The 18,966-nt window shown below is 64.8% G+C and carries 22 protein-coding genes; 9 read left to right on the top strand and 13 right to left on the bottom strand.

The window, feature by feature from the left end:
- The first annotated feature begins 29 nt into the window (after positions 1-29).
- Positions 30-332, top strand: a complete 303-nt coding sequence (locus tag HMUK_RS05240) for a DUF7130 family rubredoxin-like protein (RefSeq protein ID WP_015762071.1) — start codon at positions 30-32, stop codon at positions 330-332.
- A gap of 94 nt (positions 333-426) precedes the next feature.
- Here the strand turns inward: HMUK_RS05240 and HMUK_RS05245 are convergent, their stop codons facing one another.
- Positions 427-906 carry a hypothetical protein gene (locus HMUK_RS05245; protein ID WP_015762072.1) on the bottom strand — a complete coding sequence of 160 codons (480 nt, stop codon included), beginning with the start codon at positions 904-906 and terminating at the stop codon, positions 427-429.
- A gap of 77 nt (positions 907-983) precedes the next feature.
- Here HMUK_RS05245 and HMUK_RS05250 point away from each other — a divergent pair, with 77 nt between their 5' ends.
- Positions 984-1,892: a ketopantoate reductase family protein gene (locus tag HMUK_RS05250; protein ID WP_015762073.1), complete on the top strand. Its 909-nt coding sequence runs from the start codon at positions 984-986 to the stop codon at positions 1,890-1,892.
- A 54-nt stretch (positions 1,893-1,946) separates the two neighbouring features.
- On the opposite strand, the gene HMUK_RS05255 is transcribed toward HMUK_RS05250, so the two are convergent.
- The 6 genes from HMUK_RS05255 to HMUK_RS05280 form a co-directional block, all read right to left on the bottom strand.
- The gene (locus HMUK_RS05255) at positions 1,947-2,990 is read right to left on the bottom strand and encodes a lysylphosphatidylglycerol synthase transmembrane domain-containing protein (protein WP_015762074.1); all 1,044 of its coding nucleotides are present in this window, start codon (positions 2,988-2,990) and stop codon (positions 1,947-1,949) included.
- A 2-nt stretch (positions 2,991-2,992) separates the two neighbouring features.
- On the bottom strand, positions 2,993-4,513 hold the full coding sequence (locus tag HMUK_RS05260; RefSeq protein ID WP_015762075.1) for a sulfatase: 1,521 nt from the start codon (positions 4,511-4,513) through the stop codon (positions 2,993-2,995).
- A 198-nt stretch (positions 4,514-4,711) separates the two neighbouring features.
- Positions 4,712-5,464, bottom strand: coding sequence for a uroporphyrinogen-III synthase (locus tag HMUK_RS05265; protein WP_015762076.1), 753 nt, complete (start codon positions 5,462-5,464; stop codon positions 4,712-4,714).
- Positions 5,457-6,284, bottom strand: coding sequence for a uroporphyrinogen-III C-methyltransferase (gene cobA, locus HMUK_RS05270; protein ID WP_015762077.1), 828 nt, complete (start codon positions 6,282-6,284; stop codon positions 5,457-5,459). The genes HMUK_RS05265 and cobA overlap by 8 nt, the downstream gene beginning before the upstream one ends.
- Positions 6,281-7,414 (bottom strand): hydroxymethylbilane synthase, encoded by a 1,134-nt coding sequence (gene hemC, locus HMUK_RS05275; RefSeq protein ID WP_015762078.1) that lies wholly within the window; start codon positions 7,412-7,414, stop codon positions 6,281-6,283. Before hemC ends, cobA begins: the two co-directional genes overlap by 4 nt.
- A gap of 85 nt (positions 7,415-7,499) precedes the next feature.
- Entirely contained in the window at positions 7,500-8,045 is a 546-nt protein-coding gene (locus HMUK_RS05280) for a CDP-2,3-bis-(O-geranylgeranyl)-sn-glycerol synthase (RefSeq protein ID WP_015762079.1), read from the bottom strand.
- Between the two features lie 124 nt (positions 8,046-8,169).
- On the opposite strand from HMUK_RS05280, the gene HMUK_RS05285 reads away from it, so the two are divergent.
- Positions 8,170-9,003 carry a proline dehydrogenase family protein gene (locus HMUK_RS05285; RefSeq protein ID WP_015762080.1) on the top strand — a complete coding sequence of 278 codons (834 nt, stop codon included), beginning with the start codon at positions 8,170-8,172 and terminating at the stop codon, positions 9,001-9,003.
- 63 nt (positions 9,004-9,066) lie between these two features.
- Complete coding sequence (locus HMUK_RS05290; protein ID WP_015762081.1) at positions 9,067-9,732, top strand: DUF502 domain-containing protein; 666 nt, start codon at positions 9,067-9,069, stop codon at positions 9,730-9,732.
- 816 nt (positions 9,733-10,548) lie between these two features.
- Here the strand turns inward: HMUK_RS05290 and HMUK_RS05295 are convergent.
- The 5 genes from HMUK_RS05295 to HMUK_RS05305 all read right to left on the bottom strand — a co-directional run bounded on the left by HMUK_RS05295 (position 10,549) and on the right by HMUK_RS05305 (position 14,472).
- Positions 10,549-11,487, bottom strand: coding sequence for a branched-chain amino acid transaminase (locus HMUK_RS05295; protein WP_015762082.1), 939 nt, complete (start codon positions 11,485-11,487; stop codon positions 10,549-10,551).
- A gap of 264 nt (positions 11,488-11,751) precedes the next feature.
- Positions 11,752-12,051, bottom strand: coding sequence for a hypothetical protein (locus HMUK_RS17085; RefSeq protein ID WP_126967113.1), 300 nt, complete (start codon positions 12,049-12,051; stop codon positions 11,752-11,754).
- A 57-nt stretch (positions 12,052-12,108) separates the two neighbouring features.
- A complete protein-coding gene (locus HMUK_RS17090) occupies positions 12,109-12,939 on the bottom strand; it encodes a hypothetical protein (protein WP_015762083.1) in 831 nt (276 codons plus the stop codon).
- A gap of 182 nt (positions 12,940-13,121) precedes the next feature.
- The gene (ribB, locus tag HMUK_RS05300; protein ID WP_015762084.1) at positions 13,122-13,790 is read right to left on the bottom strand and encodes a 3,4-dihydroxy-2-butanone-4-phosphate synthase; all 669 of its coding nucleotides are present in this window, start codon (positions 13,788-13,790) and stop codon (positions 13,122-13,124) included.
- A complete protein-coding gene (locus HMUK_RS05305; RefSeq protein ID WP_015762085.1) occupies positions 13,774-14,472 on the bottom strand; it encodes a DUF120 domain-containing protein in 699 nt (232 codons plus the stop codon). Before HMUK_RS05305 ends, ribB begins: the two co-directional genes overlap by 17 nt.
- Before the next feature lie 167 nt (positions 14,473-14,639).
- Here HMUK_RS05305 and HMUK_RS05310 point away from each other — a divergent pair, with 167 nt between their 5' ends.
- Positions 14,640-14,912 (top strand): DUF7520 family protein, encoded by a 273-nt coding sequence (locus tag HMUK_RS05310; protein ID WP_015762086.1) that lies wholly within the window; start codon positions 14,640-14,642, stop codon positions 14,910-14,912.
- 140 nt (positions 14,913-15,052) lie between these two features.
- Here HMUK_RS05310 and HMUK_RS05315 read toward each other — a convergent pair whose 3' ends face one another.
- On the bottom strand, positions 15,053-15,340 hold the full coding sequence (locus HMUK_RS05315; RefSeq protein ID WP_015762087.1) for a DUF5789 family protein: 288 nt from the start codon (positions 15,338-15,340) through the stop codon (positions 15,053-15,055).
- A gap of 117 nt (positions 15,341-15,457) precedes the next feature.
- Between HMUK_RS05315 and HMUK_RS05320 the strand changes: the two genes are divergently transcribed.
- The 4 genes from HMUK_RS05320 to HMUK_RS05335 all read left to right on the top strand — a co-directional run bounded on the left by HMUK_RS05320 (position 15,458) and on the right by HMUK_RS05335 (position 18,901).
- Positions 15,458-16,243, top strand: coding sequence for a PHP domain-containing protein (locus HMUK_RS05320; RefSeq protein ID WP_015762088.1), 786 nt, complete (start codon positions 15,458-15,460; stop codon positions 16,241-16,243).
- Between the two features lie 45 nt (positions 16,244-16,288).
- Positions 16,289-16,453: a DUF6757 family protein gene (locus HMUK_RS17525; RefSeq protein WP_015762089.1), complete on the top strand. Its 165-nt coding sequence runs from the start codon at positions 16,289-16,291 to the stop codon at positions 16,451-16,453.
- A gap of 114 nt (positions 16,454-16,567) precedes the next feature.
- Positions 16,568-17,047 (top strand): cupin domain-containing protein, encoded by a 480-nt coding sequence (locus HMUK_RS05325; protein WP_015762090.1) that lies wholly within the window; start codon positions 16,568-16,570, stop codon positions 17,045-17,047.
- A gap of 699 nt (positions 17,048-17,746) precedes the next feature.
- Positions 17,747-18,901, top strand: a complete 1,155-nt coding sequence (locus HMUK_RS05335) for a hypothetical protein (RefSeq protein WP_394324820.1) — start codon at positions 17,747-17,749, stop codon at positions 18,899-18,901.
- Positions 18,902-18,966 lie beyond the last annotated feature (65 nt).

Genomic DNA, 18,966 nt, shown 5'->3' on the forward strand with positions numbered 1-18,966 from the left:
TTGGCGTGTGGTGTGAACTGTGTTACACAATGTCAGAGATGCCAGACGCGGCCAGCGACATGGGACTGGGCTTCGGAGAGACCGTCTACGACGAGGACGGCCAACGGCTCGGCACGATCCGCGGGTTCGACGAGCGGGGGTTCTACGTCACGCTCGACGGCGGCATGGCCGCCATGTCGATCGAACACGTCCGCGCCGGTGAGTCCGGCGAAGCCGAACTGATGTGGCGCTGCTGGGACTGTGGCGCGATGGGCGAGATCGAGGACATCCCCGAGGAGTGTCCCGACTGCGGTGCGCCAAAGGAGGACATCTACTACTGGACGGAGGATTAGGGGGCGGCCCGAGGGAACGAGGACCGGTCCGCGGAACAGACGAACGGCGACCGCGGGGAGCCAGCGCCCTGCGGACGGCGACCTGTCGCCCCCGCTACGAGACGCCTTCGAGTCGCTCCCGCAGCGACGACGGCAGCGACGACTCGACGGCCTCAATCGCCTCGTCGGGCATGGCGAACGTGAACCGTTCGTCGCGCCGCGTGACGATCGCGAGTCCGTCGGCGTCTCGAACCACCAGCGTGCGGATCTCCGGGGACACGTCTGCCAGCGCGTCGAAGGTGTCGCCGGTCAGTGGAACCGATCCGGTGGTCTCCTCGTGGCCGACCGCCACGTCCGAGTGGGCAGCCAGATCGGCCAGCGCGTGGCGGACGCGGTCGCGGTCGTCGCGTCGGCCGGACCCCACGCGGACGGTGGCCGCGGCCGGTGATCGGGGGCTCTCGTCGAGCACCGTCGCCAGCAGCTCGATCGACGCCAGTTCCGGTGCCGTCGCCGGGACGACGAGACGGTACCGCGGCGTCTCGGCCGGCCACTCGGCGTCGTCGAGGGGCTCGTCGGAAGCGGATCCGTCGGTCATACCCGTCGTTGGCGACGGCGCGGCAAGTGGGTGGTGATCCCCGTCGCGTTTTTCAGCACCCGCGACGGAGTGGGCGCATGGAGATCGTCGTCTTCGGAGCGGGCAGTCTCGGCAGTCTGATCGGGGGGCTGCTGGCACGCAGCCACGACGTGACTCTGGTCGGGCGCGAGCCACACGTCGGGACGGTCGAGCGGTCGGGGCTGGCGATCGAGGGCGCGATCGACGCGCACGTGAGGCCGGCCGCGGGGACTACATCGCCCGCCGCGGCAGACCTCGCCGTCGTGACGGTCACGGCCGGCGACACCGACGCCGCCGCCGCGGCGCTCTCTGACACGGCACTCGACGCCTGCCTCTCGCTGCAAAACGGCATGGGCAACGAGGCGACGCTCGCCGAGCGACTGGGCTGTCCCGTCCTCGCGGGCACCTGCACCTACGGCGCACGCCTGACCGAGCCCGGCGTGGTCGCGTGTACCGGCGTCGGCGAGGTCGTGCTGGGTCCCCGCGAGGGCGGCCGCTCCGAGCCGGCCGACCGCGCTGGGGCGGCGTTTACCGACGCCGGTGTCGAGACCACCGTCGCCGACGACATGCCGCGACGGCTCTGGGAGAAGCTGGCGGTCAACGCCGGAATCAACGCCACGACGGCGCTGGCCCGCGTCCCCAACGGCGCGCTCGTCGACGGTCCGGCACGGCGGGTCGCCGAGCGCGCTGCACGGGAAACGGCGGCCGTGGCCCGCGAACACGGCGTCGATCTGCCGGACGAGCGGGCCGCCCAGATAGCGATGCAGGTGGCTACGGACACCGCCGCGAACCGCTCCTCGATGTTGCAGGACGTGGCCGACGGACGACAGACCGAGATCGACGCGATCAGCGGCTACGTCGTAGAGCGGTCTGGGGGTGTGGCGGTCCCCGTCAACGAGACGCTGACCGCGCTCGTGCGGGCGTGGGAAGACGAGAACAGTACGGGACGACGCTATAGTAGCCATTGAAAATCAATGCACACCCGATCGCACGACGGCAGTGCGATCGGTGTGTCAATCGTTTCAATTGTTACTATAGCTCCGACGGAGCACGAACACCGCGGCCGCGCCGCCCACGAGGAGCGCGAAGACGTAGCTCGCGACCCGGTAGAGAATCGAGATGGCGGTTGCTCCGTCGCTGGCGATCGGCGTGAGCGCGACGATCAGAATCACCAGGAACGCCTCGACCGCGCCCGAGCCTCCCGGCGAGGGCGCGAGTCCGCCCAGCGTGCTCGCGGGGACGATGAAGAAGACGAGCAAGAGCGGGATCGCCGCGTCGCCGACGGCCATCGCGACGAAGTACAGCGGGAGCGCGAAGAAGATCCAGCCGACGTACGAGTAGCCAAGTGCCCGCACGAGCGCTCTCCGGTCCGTCGCGATCCGATTGAAGGCCTCGTCCAGTTCCGCAAGGCGGCTCCGGAGCCCGTCGACGGTCAGGCGCGGCAGGAGCCGGACGATCGGGACCACGACGCTGGCACCGACTCGTCGCAGGGACAGCCGGTAGCGCCAGCCGACCGCCGCGAGCACCGGGACTCCCAGCGCGACGGCGAACAGCGCCACAGCGAGTGGCTCCAGCACTGCCGGCAGCGACGACTGGTAGAGCAGGGCCGCAAAGCCCACCCCGGAGAAGGTGACGAACGGAAAGAGGTTCAGCAGGTCCGCCGTGACGACCGAGGCCAGCGCGTCCTCGTAGCTGGCGTCCGTGTCTCGCGAGAGGACGTAGGCGATGAAGGGCTCGCCCCCGGCCTGGCCCAGGGGCGTCACGTAGTTGGCGAACGTCGCGGCGTAGTAGGTCACGACCAGTCGGCGAAACGACTCGCGGACGCCGGCCACGTCCAGGACGATCTGCCAGGCTTTCCCCCAGAACGTGAGACAGAGCAGCGTCGAGAGACAGCCCATCGCCAGCCAGCGCAGGTCCGCCGTCGCCAGCCGATCGAGGACGTTGCGCGTCCCGACGAACTCGACCAGCACGGAGAGAACGAGGCCGGCGACGGCGAACCCCAGGACGATCTGGACGACTGTCCGACGGTCGAACAGGTCACCGATCCCGCCTGCGTCGTCGCTCACGATCAGTCGATGTAGCCCAGGTCTTTCAGGCGATCCTTCGCGTCGTCGTCCATCGAGTCCAGCACCTCGCCGTCGGTGCCGTCGGCCTCGTCGGGCCAGTCGGCGTCGACGCGGTCGACGAAGTCGGAGAGCTCCGCTTCGAGGTCGACCAGCAGTTCGTCGTCACTGCCCGCACGGTCCTCGGTCTCGCCGGGGTCGCTGTCGATCCGGTACGCCTCGTCCGGGATGCGCGTACAGTGGATGTACTTGCCCTCGGGCGAACGGGCCGCGCCCATCCGAGAGTAGAACCGCGAGTCCGTCTCCAGGGCGATGCCGGCCGCGCTGGCTTTCCCCTCCAGCTGGCGGAGCTCGACGACCGGCTGGTGGTACTCGACGAAGCCCACGTCACCGCGGGGGCCGTGTGCGCCCGCACCGTTCGAGGCCGTCCCGGCGAACTCGCGATACTCCGTCGAGAGCAGGGAGCGAGCGGGATCGAGCGAGACGCCGTCGCCCGCGACGCCGGTCGCGTCCAGCACGGAGTGATACAGGTCGACGAGTTCGACGACCGTCTCGTCGTCGCGTTCGGGCTCGATCTCGGGGTGCTTGACCATGCAGGGGACGTTCACCAGCGGATCGTAGATGCAGAACTCGTGGCCGTAGAGGCCGTGTTCGCCGTGCAGTTCGCCGTGGTCGGCCGCTACGACGACCATCGTCTCGTCCCACTGGCCGGTCTCCTTGAGGTGGGTAAAGAGCCGGTCGAGCTGGTCGTCGATGTGGCGGATCTCGGCGTCGTACAGCCCCTCGATGTCGTCCCACTCCGCGTCGTCGATGTCGCGAGCGCCGCAGTTGAACTCCTTGGAGTTCTGGCACACCTCGGCCGAGTCGACGCCGGGCGCGAACTGCTCGACGTACTCCTCGGGCGGGTGGTAGGGGAGGTGGGCGTCCATCAGGTTGATGAACGTGAAGAAGTTCTCCGAGTCGTCGATGAAGTCCATCGTCTTGTCGATCACGGCGGGGGTCTTCGTGTCGCCCCCGCCCTCGGAGGCGAAGTACTCGTGGAACTTGTTGCCCAGCTGGACCATCCGATCGGCGACGCCCCGCAGGGTGTCGCTGTCGTTCATCGTCTGCCAGATCCGGGCCAGCGGCCCCGAGAGGAGTTCGCTGGGCATGATCTGGAAGAAGTTGTCGTGGTCGTCGAACCCCGCGGTGAGGTTCGTGTAGGGCGTGATCCAGGCGTTCGAGGAGTAACAGGCCGTGTCGTAGCCGGCCGCCGACAGCGACTCGGCCAGCGTGGTCGCCCCGTCGAGATAGGGGTCCTCCTGTGTGGCCTCGTGTTCGGAGGGGTACAGCCCCGTAAACAGGGAGGCGTGGACCGGCAGGGTCCAGGGGGCCGGCGCAACGGCGTGTTCGAAGACCGCCGCTTCCTCGGCGAACGCCTCCAGGGTCGGAGTCGTCGGCTCGTCGTACCCGTACGCCGAGAGGTGGTCCTTGCGGACCGTATCGAGCACGACGAAGAGCACGTTCGTCCCGTCCGCACCAGTCATACTGAGTACGGCATCGTCCACGAGTTTAAAGACCGCGTTTCGCGGCTCTGGGTGGCCTCCGAGCGAGCCGGCCGCCCGACCCGCTGCTCATACTGCCGGCTGTAACTTCGTGAAGGTCTTCGCTACCCCGGGGTGGTGAAATCGCTCACAGATTTACAGCCGGTAGTCTCAGTTGCTGTAACGTCACAGCCCGCAGCGTCACTCGCGGTGACTCGGCGCGGCCGCCTCGACCGCCGTCGTCGCCAGTGTCTCGAAGTCGGCGGTGTCGGGAACGACGTCGACGTCGATGCCCGCGTCCGTGGCCGTCTGTCGGGTCGGCTCGCCGATCGCGCCGACGACGGCGTCGTTCAGCCCCTCGACAGCGTCCGCTCGAATTCCTCGCTCGTCGGCCGCAGCGAGGAAGTGTCGAACGGTCAGCGAGGAGGTGAACAGTGCGGCGTCGAGGTCGCCGGCCGCCGCACGCTCCGTCGACGCTCCGGCCCCCTCTGGCCGGACGAGTCGGTAGAGGATCGTCTCGTGGACGTACGCGCCGGCCGCTTCCAGTCCGTCGGTCAGGACCGCCGAGCCGTGATCCGAGCGCGCCACCTCGACGCGCGCGCCGTCGACGCTCTCTTCGAGCGCGGCGACCAGTCCGGTCGAGGAGTACTCCTCGGGCACCAGATCGACCGCGTAGCCGGCGTCTTCGAGCACGTCTGCGGTCGGCCGGCCGATCGCACAGACTGTCGCGTCGCCGGGGTCCCACCCGGCCTCTGTGGCCAGTTCGACGCCGGTCTTGCTCGTGAGGACGACGTAGTCCGCGTCGGATCGGGGCGTCGCCCCGGTCGCCTCGACGGCGAGCATCGGGTCCGGGACCGGGTCGGCACCGAGCGACTCCAGCAACTCGACGGCCTGGGTGGTCCGCTCGTCGTCGGGGCGGAACACGGCGACGCTGAGCCGCGGTTCCTCACGCATCGCCGTCACCGCCGTCGTCGACCGCCTCGTTCTCCGGCTCCCGATCGGCTCCGACGAGGAACTCCAGGACGTCCGCGCGCGTCGCCGCTACGTCGCCGATGACGGTGATCGCTGGCGGCTCGATGCCGGCCGCGTCGCGGGCGGAGACGATACTGTCGAGGGTCCCCGTCGCGACCTGCTGGCCCGGCCACGTCGCGCGCTCGATCAGCGCGACCGGTGTCTCGGGGTCCATGCCGGCCTCGCGGAGCGCGGCCGTGTAGTCGGGCAGCTTGCCGACGCCCATCAGCACGACGATGGTGCCGCCGGTCGCGGCGAGTGCCGCCCAGTCGACGGCCGACTCCGCTTTCGTGGGGTCTTCGTGGCCGGTGACGAACGACACCGACGACGCGTGGTCGCGGTGGGTGACCGGGATGCCGGCGGCCGCCGGACCGGCGACGGCCGACGTGATTCCGGGGACGATCTCGACCGGAACGCCGTGCCGTGCGAGGTGGACGAGCTCCTCGCCGCCGCGGCCAAACACCGTGGGATCCCCGCCCTTGAGCCGCACCACGTCCTTGCCCTCGCGGGCCAGCTCCACGAGGCGACGGTTCGTGTACTCCTGGGGCGTCCACTCGCCGCCCGCGCGCTTGCCCACGTCCTCGCGTTTCGCCTCGGGGATCATGCCGATGATCTCCGGACCGGGGAGCTTGTCGTGTAACACCACGTCGGCCGTTTCGAGCAGTCGCTTGGCCTTCACCGTCAGCAGTTCCGGATCGCCGGGGCCGGAGCCGACGAGGTGGACCGTCCCGGTCGCTTCGCCCTCGCCCGTGTCGTCGCTCATTCGTCGCCGGCTCCCTGGGCCGTCGCCGCGTCGCCGCCCTCGCCCGCTCGCTTGGCTTGCTCGATGAGGTCTGCTCCACCCTGTTCCGCCAGATCGGCGGCGAACGCTCGCGCGTCGTCGACGTGGCGATCCGCCGAGAGGTCACGCGTGGCGGCGACCTCCCGCTCGCCCGCCTGGTCGAGGACGCGCACGGTCGTCCGGATCACGCTGCCCTGCAAGATCGCGTGGACGCCCAGCGGTGCGACACACCCCCCGCCCAGCTCGTCGAGGACGGTCCGCTCGACGGTCGTCTCCGCCCGCGAGCGCGGGTGGTCGAGGGCGTCGTTGAGTTCCCGTGCGAACTCGTCGTCGGTCGCGGTGACCGCCAGCGCCCCCTGGCCGGGCGCGGGGACGAACGTCCCGGTCGGGAGCGACTGGTACTCGACGTGGTGGAGCAGTCCGGCCCGTTCCAGGCCCGCGCGAGCGAGGACGACGGCGTCGTACGCCGTCTCGACCTCGCGGCCCAGCGCCTGCCGTTCGATCTCGGTGAGCCCGTCGAACCACGTCTCTACGTCCTGCTCGTACGGGAATTCGTACTCCTCGTCGTCGACCTTCTCTTTTTGCTCTTTCTCGGCCTCGCTGCGCTCCTCGTGTTCGGACTGGAGGGTCGGCGCGAGCAGCTTCTCGATGCGCGTGTCGACGTTGCCACGGAGCGGTTGCACGTCGAGATCCGGTCGCTCGGCCAGCAGCTGGGCCTTTCGACGGAGGCTCGACGTGCCGACGGTCGCGCCGTCGGGCAGCTCATCGACGGTGGCTCCGTCCGGCGTCACCAGCACGTCGTCGGGTGATTCCCGCTGGGGCACGCCAGCGACGACCAGCTCCTCGGGCTGTTCGGTCGGCACGTCTTTCATCGAGTGGACGGCGGCGTCGACCTCGCCGTCGACGACCTGTTCGTCGAGGCTGCGGACGAACGCGCCGGTCTTGCCCAGCCGGTGGATCAGTTCGTCCCGGATCTGATCGCCTGTCGTCTCTACCTCGACGATCTCGACCGTGTACCCCCGCGCTTCGAGCGTCTCGGTGACGGTCGCGGCCTGACGCAGGGCCAGGTCCGAGCCCCGCGTCGCCAGTCGCACCGTCGTCGCTGTAGTCATACACGGTGGTCGTCGGCCAGCGTAGAAAAGCCCACCACTTTCGTCGCTCTCGGCGAACGCGCCCCACGCGATCCCGGCCCGCCGATCACCACGGCTCGTCTTTCAGCCCCAGCGCGTACGCGATGCCGTTGGTGACGACGTGCAAGAGCGGCGTGATCACGACGACTGCGACCAGTACTGACGGCCGAAACGTCGCCAGCGCCCACTCGGGTGCGAACAGCGTCGCCAGTGCGAGCGCCCCGACGACGAAGTCGAGCTGGTCGAGCCCCGGGAACGCCGCCCCGCGTTCGCGACCGGTGCGACGCTTGAGGAACGAAGCGCCGATGTCGCCGACCATCGCACCGAGTGCCAGCCCCAGGCCGGCCACCACCGGGAACGGGTCGGCGACGACCCCCAGCGTCGCGGCGACCGGCTCGTAGACGGCGTTGAGCGCCAGCGCCAGCGCCGTCCCCGCGAGCGTTCCGGCAGCGGTCCCGCGCCAGGTCTTCCCGTCGCCGAGGAGTCGCCGGCCCCCCCAGCTCCGTCCCCCGTCGATCGGCCGTCCCCCTCCGGCGAGGACGGCCGCGTTGTTGGGGACGTACGCCGGTAGCATCGCCCACAGCGCCGTCGCCACGATCGCGAGTACGTCCATGTCGCGGTGCTGTCCCGCGGGCGGCTTAACGTCGGCGACTCCCCGCGGCACCTGACCGGCCACGCCGCGGAACAGATCTCCTCGGTGACAAACCTCATAGGTAGGCGGGTCTTACCGGCAGACGATGATTCCGCCACTGGCCCGGCGGTTCGTCGCGGGTGAGACGACCGCCGGAGCACTGGAGCACGCGCGACAGTGCAACGAGGAGGGGATCGGCGTCATCCTGAACCAGCTGGGTGAACACTACGACCGTCGCGAACCGGCCAAGGAGGCCGCCGCGACCTACGAGTCCCTCGTCGAGGAGATCGATCTGGCGGGGCTGCGCGCCTGCCTCTCGATCAAGCCCTCTCAGCTGGGTCTCGACGTGAGCGAGCAGCTCTTCGAGTCGAACCTCGACAGCGTCGTCACGCACGCCGCGGCCCGCGACGTGTTCGTCTGGATCGACATGGAGGACCACGAGACGACGGACGCGACGCTCGACGCCTTCGAGCGACTCGCCCGCCAGACCGACGGCGGCGTCGGGCTCTGCGTGCAGGCGAACCTCCGACGGACGCCCGACGACCTCGAACGGCTGGCCGATCTGCCGGGGAAGATCCGGCTCGTCAAGGGCGCGTACGATCCGCCGCCGTCGATCGCGCTCCAGGACAAGGCCGAGATCAATCAGGCCTACCGCGACCAGTTGCGATACCTCTTCGAGCACTTCCAGGGCGAGGTCGCCGTCGGCAGCCACGACCCGGAGATGATCGACCTCGCCGCGTCGCTGCACGACGAGTACGGGACGCCGTACGAGGTCCAGATGCTGATGGGCGTTCGCGACGACGCCCAGCGCTCGCTGGCGACGGACTGCGAGGTCTGGCAGTACGCTCCCTACGGCGGCGAGTGGCTCGCGTACTTCTATCGACGCGTCGCAGAGCGGAAGGAAAACGCGTTGTTCGCCCTGCGGGCGATACTCTCCTAGCTGGCAGTCGTCTGACAGAGACGAAGGGAAGGGCTGATAACGGGTGAGGGCTACGGACACCACATGGCCTCGGCGACGTGGAAACGTGACTTCGCGAGCGGACTGATCATCCTGCTCCCCCTGTTGGTGACGGTCTACGTACTCGCCTACCTCTACGGCATTCTGGCCTCGTTACCGCTCGCGAACGTCATCACCCCCGAGCGGCTCGCTCCGCTGCTCAACATTTCGGCGGAACACCAGCTGATGACACAGCTGGTGACGTTCGTCCGCGTGCTCACGACCCTCGCGGTCTTCGTGCTCCTCGTGTTCTCGATCGGCTATCTGATGCGGACCGCTTTCGGCGACGTGATCGAACAGGCCCTCGACGACATGATGAATCAGGTCCCCGGTCTCCGCGTGGTGTACAACGCCTCGAAGATGGCCGTCGAGACGGCCGTCTCGGGGGCCGACGAACTCCAGACGCCGGTGAAACTCGAAGTGTGGGACGGGCTGCGGATGACGGCGTTCAAGACCGGCCAACAGACCGAGGACGGACGGGACGTGCTCTTCTTGCCGACCGCGCCGAACATCACGACCGGCTACGTCATCGAAGTCGAGCCCGACGCCTACGAGGAGACCGACGAGCGCGTCGAGGACGCGCTGACTCGGATCCTCTCGGCCGGCTTCGGCGACGCCGAGGAGAATCACACGCAGGTGCCGGCCGGACTCGTCGACGCCGACGACGACTAGACTACCACCTTTTTCCAGCGGGGGTGCGCTCCGCGCACCCCGCTTGCAAAAACGTGGGCGAAAAAGACCGGAATCGCCGACGGCGATTCCGGTGAACCGGGCGACCTGCCGGGTCCTGACGGACCGCTCGGTCGCCCGGATGCTCACAGCCATTGTTTGGTCAGTATATACACTCGTTCTTTCGACAAATCCGCCGTGTAAGAGCGGGAAACAAAGACTTAGGAATCGCTCAAGACAGCGATTTTATGTAGCTCACAAGAGAGAGTGATCGAATATCTCTACCGTCACCTTGACAAAATCAGAAGTGCCGCTGCAAGAACTAACACACCAATAGTAACATAAAACAACACTTGAGGGCTGGTGATTAGAACTGCAAACAAAATGAGGTACCCAATAATGACGTATGCAGAGATTATTTTCCAGTCGCGTGTGATGGCGTCAGCCGAGTGATTCATCGGTTTAGTAGCTTTCAATCTATGTTCATTTGTGCCACGGAAATAGATTCGGTTAACTCGCACATCTACCAAACAGCAGATTCTCCGGAGACACTATGAGACGAACCCAAGTATAGCAGCCGTGTCACTCAAATCAACTCCTGACGAGACGGTGTCTCACGGCGCAGCGCTGACTCCATCAGCGTCGATTCCACGAGGGGGACATCACCCGAGAACTCGATCTCGTCGTGCCAGATCTGTAGTTGCTTCGTGCGGGTGTCAAACGACTCGCGCCGCCACTCATACGGATTATTGTAGCGATTTACCGGTGATCGTCTACTCCGTGGCGACGATCACCGGTAAGCAACTACAATAAACCGTATCAGACGTACTTGAACCAGTCGTCGTACTGCTCGGGTGGCTCTTCGAGGATGTCGAAAAACCGCGTCTGGATCTCGTCGGTGACCGGCCCCTTCGTTCCGGCACCGATCTCGTTGTCGTCGACGCTGCGGATCGGCGTCACCTCGGCGGCGGTGCCGGTGAAGAACAGTTCGTCGGCGGCGTACAGCTCGCCCCGCGAGATGGTGGCGTCGTCGTGGACGGTGTAGCCCAGATCCTCGGCGAGGGTAATGACGCTGCGGCGGGTGATGCCGTCGAGGATCGACTCGGCCAGCCCGGTCGTGTAGATCTCGCCGTCGCGGACGAGGAAGATGTTCTCGCCCGGCCCCTCGGCGACGTTGCCCTCCTTGTTGAGGACGATCGCCTCGCCGTAGTCGTTGCCCTTTGCCTCCAGCGAGGCGAGGACGCTGTTGACGTAGGCTCCCGTCGTCTTCGCGCTGGTCGGGATCTGGCTGGAGGCGTGCTTGCGCCACGAGGAGATCGCCGTGTCGATACCCTCTTCGAGCGCTTCCTCGCCGAGGTAGGCACCCCACGGCCAGACGCCGATGGCGGTCTCGACTGGCGACTCGCTCGGGTTGAGCCCCAGCGGGCCGTAGCCGTAGAAGGCGATCGGGCGGATGTAACACGACTCCAGCCCCTCCCGACGGATCAGCTCGACGGTCGCCTCGGTGAGTTCTTCCGGCGTGTAGGGAATCTCGATGTCGTAGACCTTCGCCGACTCGTACAGTCGGTCGAGGTGTTCCTCCCAGCGGAAGATCGCCGGGCCGTCGTCGGTGTCGTAACAGCGCACGCCCTCGAAGACGCCGGTGCCGTAGTGTAGCGCGTGAGTCAGGACGTGGACCTGTGCGTCCTCGAAGTCGACGAACTCGCCGTCCTGCCAGATCGTCTCGACCCCTTCGAACATCTCCGGGCGCTCGCTCATCGTGCCCACCCCTCGCGTGTGGCGTGGCGATCACAGCACTGTCCGCAACCAGTGTCCTCGAAGTGCATACCAGGGCATTGCGGCCCATCGTTAAGAGTGTTGACGATGTACGAGTCGATCTGACACACCGCGAGAACGTTCGGCGAGAGCGCCGGTTACGCGAGTCGCTCGACCAGCGCGCTGTCCTCGACGTAGGCCAGTCCCTCGCGGTCGGCATTGGTTCTAATATCTATAGGGCGAAAATACACTATATAAGAAACCGATTCAGGAGAATATTTTGAGTGCCCACAGTACGGCGGCAATGGTCATGAGAATAGTTCCAATATACCAAATCCATGCTTTCGATAGGATACGGGCCCCATCACTATCGAAAGACGGAATTTTACCTGATTTTCCACCAATTGCGTAAAGCATACCACTTGCTATCATTAATATACCCGCAAGTGTCATTCTATTCAATACAAAGTGAAAACGCAAATCAGATTCAACGAGCCCGTCAAGAGTTATAATTGTACCAAGTAATACAGTAGACAATCCAAATGAAATTTTACCCATTCTTCCCATATCTTTTACACTCCTGAATAATACCCAAGAACCATATTATATTTTTGGCAAATATAATCAACCGCAGAGATCTTCCGCGTACTCTTCTTTGATACAGGCGTTAACTGTATCTTTACAGCCCAAACAATCTACGTTACCCAATAGACCCTGGGCGATCAAAGCGAGTACACACGCGTAGCATGCTGGATTATACCAGCTGGGAACTAATTTACAGCCACTACAACCAACGCCTGTGGCAGCGATACTAGTAATCCGACCCAAGCATTCTCTGGACGGAGAGCAATTCACCCCAGTTTCAATACGGCAAGTATCACATTCACCTTCAGGAGGGTCATACCAGACTTCATTACCAACACCTTGCGTACGCAACGTATTGATACTGGTCGAATCAGTCTTGACAATGTCGCCGTCAACATAATATCGTTCAGACTGGAGTGTTGAACCAGTAGACACAATGTTGTAACCTGCTACCGTGGGTTCGTTTTCGTTTACTTCTTCTGGATAAGTATCTAATTGATCTATCCCATTATCGAGAATGAATTTTTCTGTCTCGTCTGTATCTTCGTAAACTGCTGACACGACAACCCTCTCTTCTCCATTTTCTTCGGTTACTCGTGTTGCACTCGCAGATTGCATCGTAACACTTCGTTTACCACCCTCAGCCGAATCAACAACCATCTCACGCCAGATCTTTCTCCACTCTCTACCAGTTCGCGCCCTTTGTATGGCCTCCCACTTTTCCCAACCCGATAGCTCCACCACGTCCATACCTGATAGGTTCTCTGATACTTCTTGGGCAGTGACAGTGCCGGCTGAAACTGTCGTTAAACTGGCTGTACCGAGTGATTTGAGTGCCTTTCTTCTGGATATTTTATTCTCTTCGGGCATCGAGTTACTATATATCTCCAAGTAAAAAAAGCTTTCATATTTCAAATATTTAATATTAGATCTACAAGATGTTTTTAAATAGTTGGAGAATCGCTAATAATCTCCCCTGACGACATGATATGAGTCGTTCATACGTCCTGCGCAGTATATGAGAGAAAAAAATCAACGCATTTTGTAGATTTTCACATCAGCCGTTCGACGAGAGCGCTCCCCTCGACGTAGGCCAGCCCCTCGCGCTCGGCGTAGGCTCGCGCCGCCGCCGGCGTCAGTGCGCCGCCGGTCTCGTCGTCGAGCATCTCACAGACCACGACTGCCGGGGGCTGGTCGGCCGCCGCGGCGACGGCCAGCCCGAGTTCGGTGTGTCCCAGCCGGTCCGAGAGCAGTCCGGGCGCACCGCGCAGCAGCGTCACGTGGCCCGGCGACCGGAACTGTTCGGCGAAGGTCGTTCCGTCGGGCTCGCTCGCGGCCCCTGCGAGTTCGGTGATCGTCAGCGACCGGTCCTCGTCGGTGATGCCGGTGTGGGTGTCGCGGTGGTTGACCGTCAGCGAGAACGACGAGCGTTCGTCGTACCCCAGTTCGTGATCGGCGGCACTGGGGTGATCGAGCGACTCCTGCATGAACGGCAGGTCGAACGAATGGGCCACCGAATCCGAGAGCGCGACACAGACCAGTCCGCCGGCGTCGTTGCGCAGTCGGGCGACGGCGTCGGGCGTCACTGCGCCGGCCGGATACACCAGATCGACCTCGCCCTCGCGATCGGCCGCGTCGTGGATCAGGATCGGCTGGCCGCGGCCAAAGGCCGCGATGGCGTCGTCGGCACCCGTCGCTGCCTGCTCACTGCTCCGAGACATGGACAGTCACCTCGTCACCGTCGGCCAGGCCGACCACGTCGCGGAGTTTCTCCGGGGCGATCACTTCCAGCTGGCTCTCTCCGTGGTGGGTTCGCTCGGGGGCGATGACGTGGGCGGGCTCGTACTCGCTGTCCCCGGCGACGACGGAGGCCGGATAGCAGTACGCCGGGCCGTACGTTCGCTCGTCGTCCTCCCAGCCCTCGATCGTGACGGGCTCGAAGGCGCTCAGCCGAGCGCGCTTGCGGACGCTCTCGTCGACGAGGTCGACGTTGAGCGTCCCGGCGAAGGGCTCGTAGCCGAGCTTGTCGATGAACTGCTCCATGTACCCTGGCAGCGTGATGTAGTGTCGCCCCTCGCCCATGCCGGAGGTGACGATCCCGCCCAGATCGACGCCGACGGCTCCCTCGAAGATCCGTCGGTAGTCGGCGTACTCTCGCTGGAGAGCCCGCTCGCCGACCTCGCTGATCTGGATGAGCTGTCCGTCGCCGACGATGTCCCGATCGATCATCTCCGCTTCCTCCAGCCGCTGGAGCCGCCGCGAGGCGGTCTGGTTGGAGGCGTCCAGCCGGTCGGCGAGCGCCGAACAGGACTCCTTTCGCTCGCCTTCGATCGCGCCGTCGAGGGCCAGCAACTTCAGCGTCGCCAGCTCGTCGTGGCCGACGGCCCGCGTTGTCTCTGCCATGCACACGAGTTGGCACTATCGCGGGAAAAGGATAACGAATGTGTCATCCGTCACAGTTCTGGAACGGGCGGCAACGGGACTGGCGTTGTCCTCGCTCGTTCCCGGTAGCCACTTGCCCGTCGAGTCGTTACGACCGGTATCGCCGTCGAGCAGGCGGCCACACTATCATGAACGAAACGGATTCGACCACGTCGGGGCGGCGCGTCGTCGGCTGGGTGTTCGTCGCGGCGCTGGCGCTCGGCGTGGGCTTCGGTGCCTTCGTCGGTCTCGTGATCAGCAACGACGCCGCCGTCCCGGTCGGTCTCTTCGGCGTCCAGTTTCGCCCTACGCCACTCAACATGGCCAGCTACGGCGGCGGTGCGGTACTCGCGCTGTCGGGACTCTTCTACGTCGTCATGCGCTACACCCGCCGGTACGACGACGAGATCGAGTCCGTCTGATCGCCGCTGTCGCCGAGCGCGTCCGACCCGGCACGAGCGGAGCGAGTGCCGTTCACCCCGAGCGCCAGCAGCGCTCGGGGTGTGTTTTCGCCCACTTTTTGCGATCGGGGTCGCCGTCGGCGACCCCCGCGGTACACGGTCTAGAAGGAGACCTGGTCCGGGCCGTCCTCGCCCATCGCGATCGGATCGCGGTCGGAGTAGCCCTTTCGACCGATGCCCTTCTGACTGACGGCGCTGTAGGCCGCCAGTCTGGCCTCGTTCTCGGTGTCGTAGGTCTCCTCGGTCAGGCGGCCCAGAACGTCGGCAATCGTCTCCGAGCCGTTGGGCAACTCCAGGGTGAGGTGGCCGTGGGCCTCGATCAGATCGGTCGTCGTCGCGGGGTAGCTCTGTGCCGTGAACATCTCGTCTGCGCTGTCGAACAGTCGCATGGCTCTGGAAAGTTAATGAACGATAATAAACCTTCATTATTAATAATTAATACACTCCTTAATGTGTATAAGGGCCACGACCCGAAGTGGCTTGGGCTCCGGCGGCCAGGCTCCGGTATGACTGTCGCGGACCTCCACGTCCACACGCAGCGCTCGGACGGGACGCTGTCCCTCGACGAGGTGCCGGCGGCCGCACGGCGCGGCGGCCTCGACGCCGTCGCGGTGACCGACCACGACCGGCTCTCGCCCGACCTCGACGCCCCCGTGACGACACGCGAGGGGATCACGGTCGTCCACGGGATCGAGCTCCGGGTCGAGGCCGGCCAGCAGCGTCTCGACCTGCTCGGCTACGGCGTCTCGCCGACGGACGCGCTGGTCGCCGAGTGCGAGCGCATCCAGCGAAACCGGGCCGAGCGCGGGGCGGCCATCGTCGACTGCGTCGAGGAGCGACTGTCCGTTTCGCTGCCGATCGAACCGCGGCCCGGACTGGGTCGGCCACACATCGCACGCGCGATCGCGGAAGTCAGCGACTACGACGTCGACGGCGCGTTCGCCCACCTCATCGGCGACGACTGTCCGTGTTACGTCTCCCGCGAAGTCCCCTCTTTCGAGCGGGGCCGTGAGTTACTGGCCGACGCGTGCGGACTCGTGGGGCTGGCCCATCCGCTGCGCTACGACGACCCCGAGAGCGCGCTCGCGCTCTGTGACACGCTCGACGCCGTCGAAGGTCCCTACCCCTACGCCGACGACCCCGACCTGTCTGCCGTCGACCGGGCCATCGAGCGCCACGACCTGCTGGTGACCGGGGGGAGCGACGCGCACGACGACCGGCTGGGCCTGGCCGGTCTGGACAGCGCTCAGTGGGAGCGCGTCCGGGACGCCCTGGACGTGTCGCCGGAGTGACCGGCGAACGGAGCATTCAATGTCACAGGGACCCAACCATGTCGTATGCAATGTCACTACTGCGAGAGTGAAGCGGACATCGCAGTCGAGAAAGACGGTATCTCTGTGGGGGTCTGCAAGACTCACTTCCGCGAGCAACTCGAAGAACTCGAAGAGACCGAGTGGCTCGGCGATCTCGACGAGGAGCTCGACATCGACCGAACGGAGTGATGCGGAACGTCGTCGTCGCGTACCGGTGACCGTCGCCACGGGGGAGACGTTCACCAGTGCATTCCGACGACCGTCCGTACGAGGACTTTTTCGGCCGGCAGTCCCAGCCCGTGTATGGAACGGACCAGCATCGACGACGTGGACGCGCGGATCGGTCCCGCGGCCGTCAAGCGAGCGCTCGGCCCGGCGCTGGAGACGACCGAGGTCGCTCTCAACTACTACGAACTCGCGCCCGGCGACAGCTTCGGCTTCGGCTATCACCGCCACAGCGATCAGGAAGAGGTCTTCTACGTCTTTCAGGGGACCGCCACCTTCGAGACCGAGGACGGGCCGGTAGCGGTCGGTCCCGACGAGGTGATCCGGTTCGCGCCGGGCGAGTGGCAGCTCGGTCGCAACGCGGGCGACGAGCGAGTCGTCGCACTGGCCGTCGGTGCTCCCGAAGCCAGCGGCGACACGGAGATGGTACGTGCGTGTCCCGACTGTGAGGAGCGAACCGAACAGACCGTCGACTGGGCCGACGACGGCGACGCTCTCGTGACGCTGTGTGTCGACTGCGGTGCCAGAACCGGGCGATTCGAATATAGTAGCCATTGAAAATCAATGCACACCCGATCGCACGACAGCAGTGCGATCGGTGTGTCAATCGTTTCAATTGTTACTATAGCTACTCGAAGGCGTCGATGCCGGTCAGATCGGCCCCGAGGATCAGCGTGTGGATGTCGTGAGTCCCCTCGTAGGTGTAGACGGTCTCCATGTTTGCGGCGTGGCACATCGACGGGCTTTCGCCGAGGGGTTCGCGTCACGAACCCAAGGCGAAAAGCGGTCGTGCTTATACCGCCGGCTGTACGTCTGTACAGAATTTCGCGACCCCGTGGTCGCGCAGATCTTGAAACAGTTACAGTCGGCAGTATTATTCCACAACTTTGCGGCGCAGCTCTGTCGTTGCGTCCGAGCGTCATTGCTCGGTGGAATACGAGATCCGAAGTACTTATTTCAACCACTACGCTTCTGGTTGGTATGCCACGCCCGGCCACCGTACTCCTTGTCGTACTCGTTTCCGTCGGTGGTGTCGGACTGGTGCTCTCGACGAACGTCGTCGCGCTCGACGAGGACGGGATGCCGGCGGTAGCGGAACTGCAGCAAGACACGGATCCACTCGTCGCCGATACGGACGATGACGGTCTCGACGACGGTTCCGAAGTCGACGAGCTCGGGACGGATCCAGTGGTCGCCGATACGGACGATGATGGTCTCGACGACGGTTCTGAAGTCGACGAGCTCGGGACGGATCCAGTGGTCGCCGACACGGACGAGGACGGTCTCGACGACGGTTCCGAAGTCGACGAGCTCGGGACGGATCCAGTGGTCGCCGACACGGACGGCGACGGTCTCGACGACGGCTCCGAAGTATATACGCACGAGACGGGGCCGATGTCGGCCGATACAGACCACGATGGACTCAACGACAGTACCGAGATCGAGATCCACGGAACAGACCCCACCTCGGCCGACAGCGACGCCGACGATCTCGAAGACCTCGACGAAATCGAGCTTCACGGCACAGATCCTGCGGCAGCCGACACGGACGGGGACGGCCTCGACGACGGTGCCGAAGTGTACCAGCACCGAACTGGCACGACGACAGCTGACACGGACGGTGACGGTCTCGACGACGGCACAGAGATCGAAGTCCACGGTACGGATCCCACGGCAGCCGACACGGACGGAGACGGCCTCGAAGACGCTGCCGAAATCGAGATTCATGACACGGACCCCCTACAGGCCGACATGGACGGGGACGGTCTCAAGGACGGTGACGAAGTCGACCACGACGCGCTTGACGAGGCAGATCCATTCCGTATGGATATTTTCGTCGAGGTAGACTACGTCGAGGGATACAAACCGCCGACGCGATCTCTGGAGATGGTCAGGGAAGCGTACGCGGCGGCACCGATATCGAACCCGGACAGTTCAACTGGTATTCGACTCCACATCAGTTACGGCGAGGCGATCGATACTGACGGTCGCGTTAGTCTCGACGAGCTGCGGCAACGTTACACGCCCGTATACTTCGATCACGAAGACGACGGTTACCACTACGGCATCGCGGTCGGCGACGCTCGGCACGACGCCCGCTCCGTCGCTGGGGTAACCCAAGGCTGGGGCGACAACAGACCATTTCTCTTCGAGACGGCCCGAGACGACAGTGACCAGACGCTACCCGACGACTCCATCGCGAGTACATTCATGCACGAACTGGGCCACTCGAACGGGATCCGACCGAACGACTACGAGGGCGTCGACTCGAAGGCTGTCAGTACAGACCGCTACGAAAGTGCGATGAACTACAACGCTCCGAATGGGTACGTGGGCTACAACGACGGAGTGCCGTTCGACGACTGGGACCACATCGAGCACCACCTCCACACGCCGGACGTACGAGACTGATACTGTCGACTGTCACCGCCTCAACCCGCATCTCCGGAGACAGTAGTCGCCACATGTCACTGCAC

This window comes from Halomicrobium mukohataei DSM 12286 (assembly GCF_000023965.1).
Classification (GTDB): domain Archaea; phylum Halobacteriota; class Halobacteria; order Halobacteriales; family Haloarculaceae; genus Halomicrobium; species Halomicrobium mukohataei.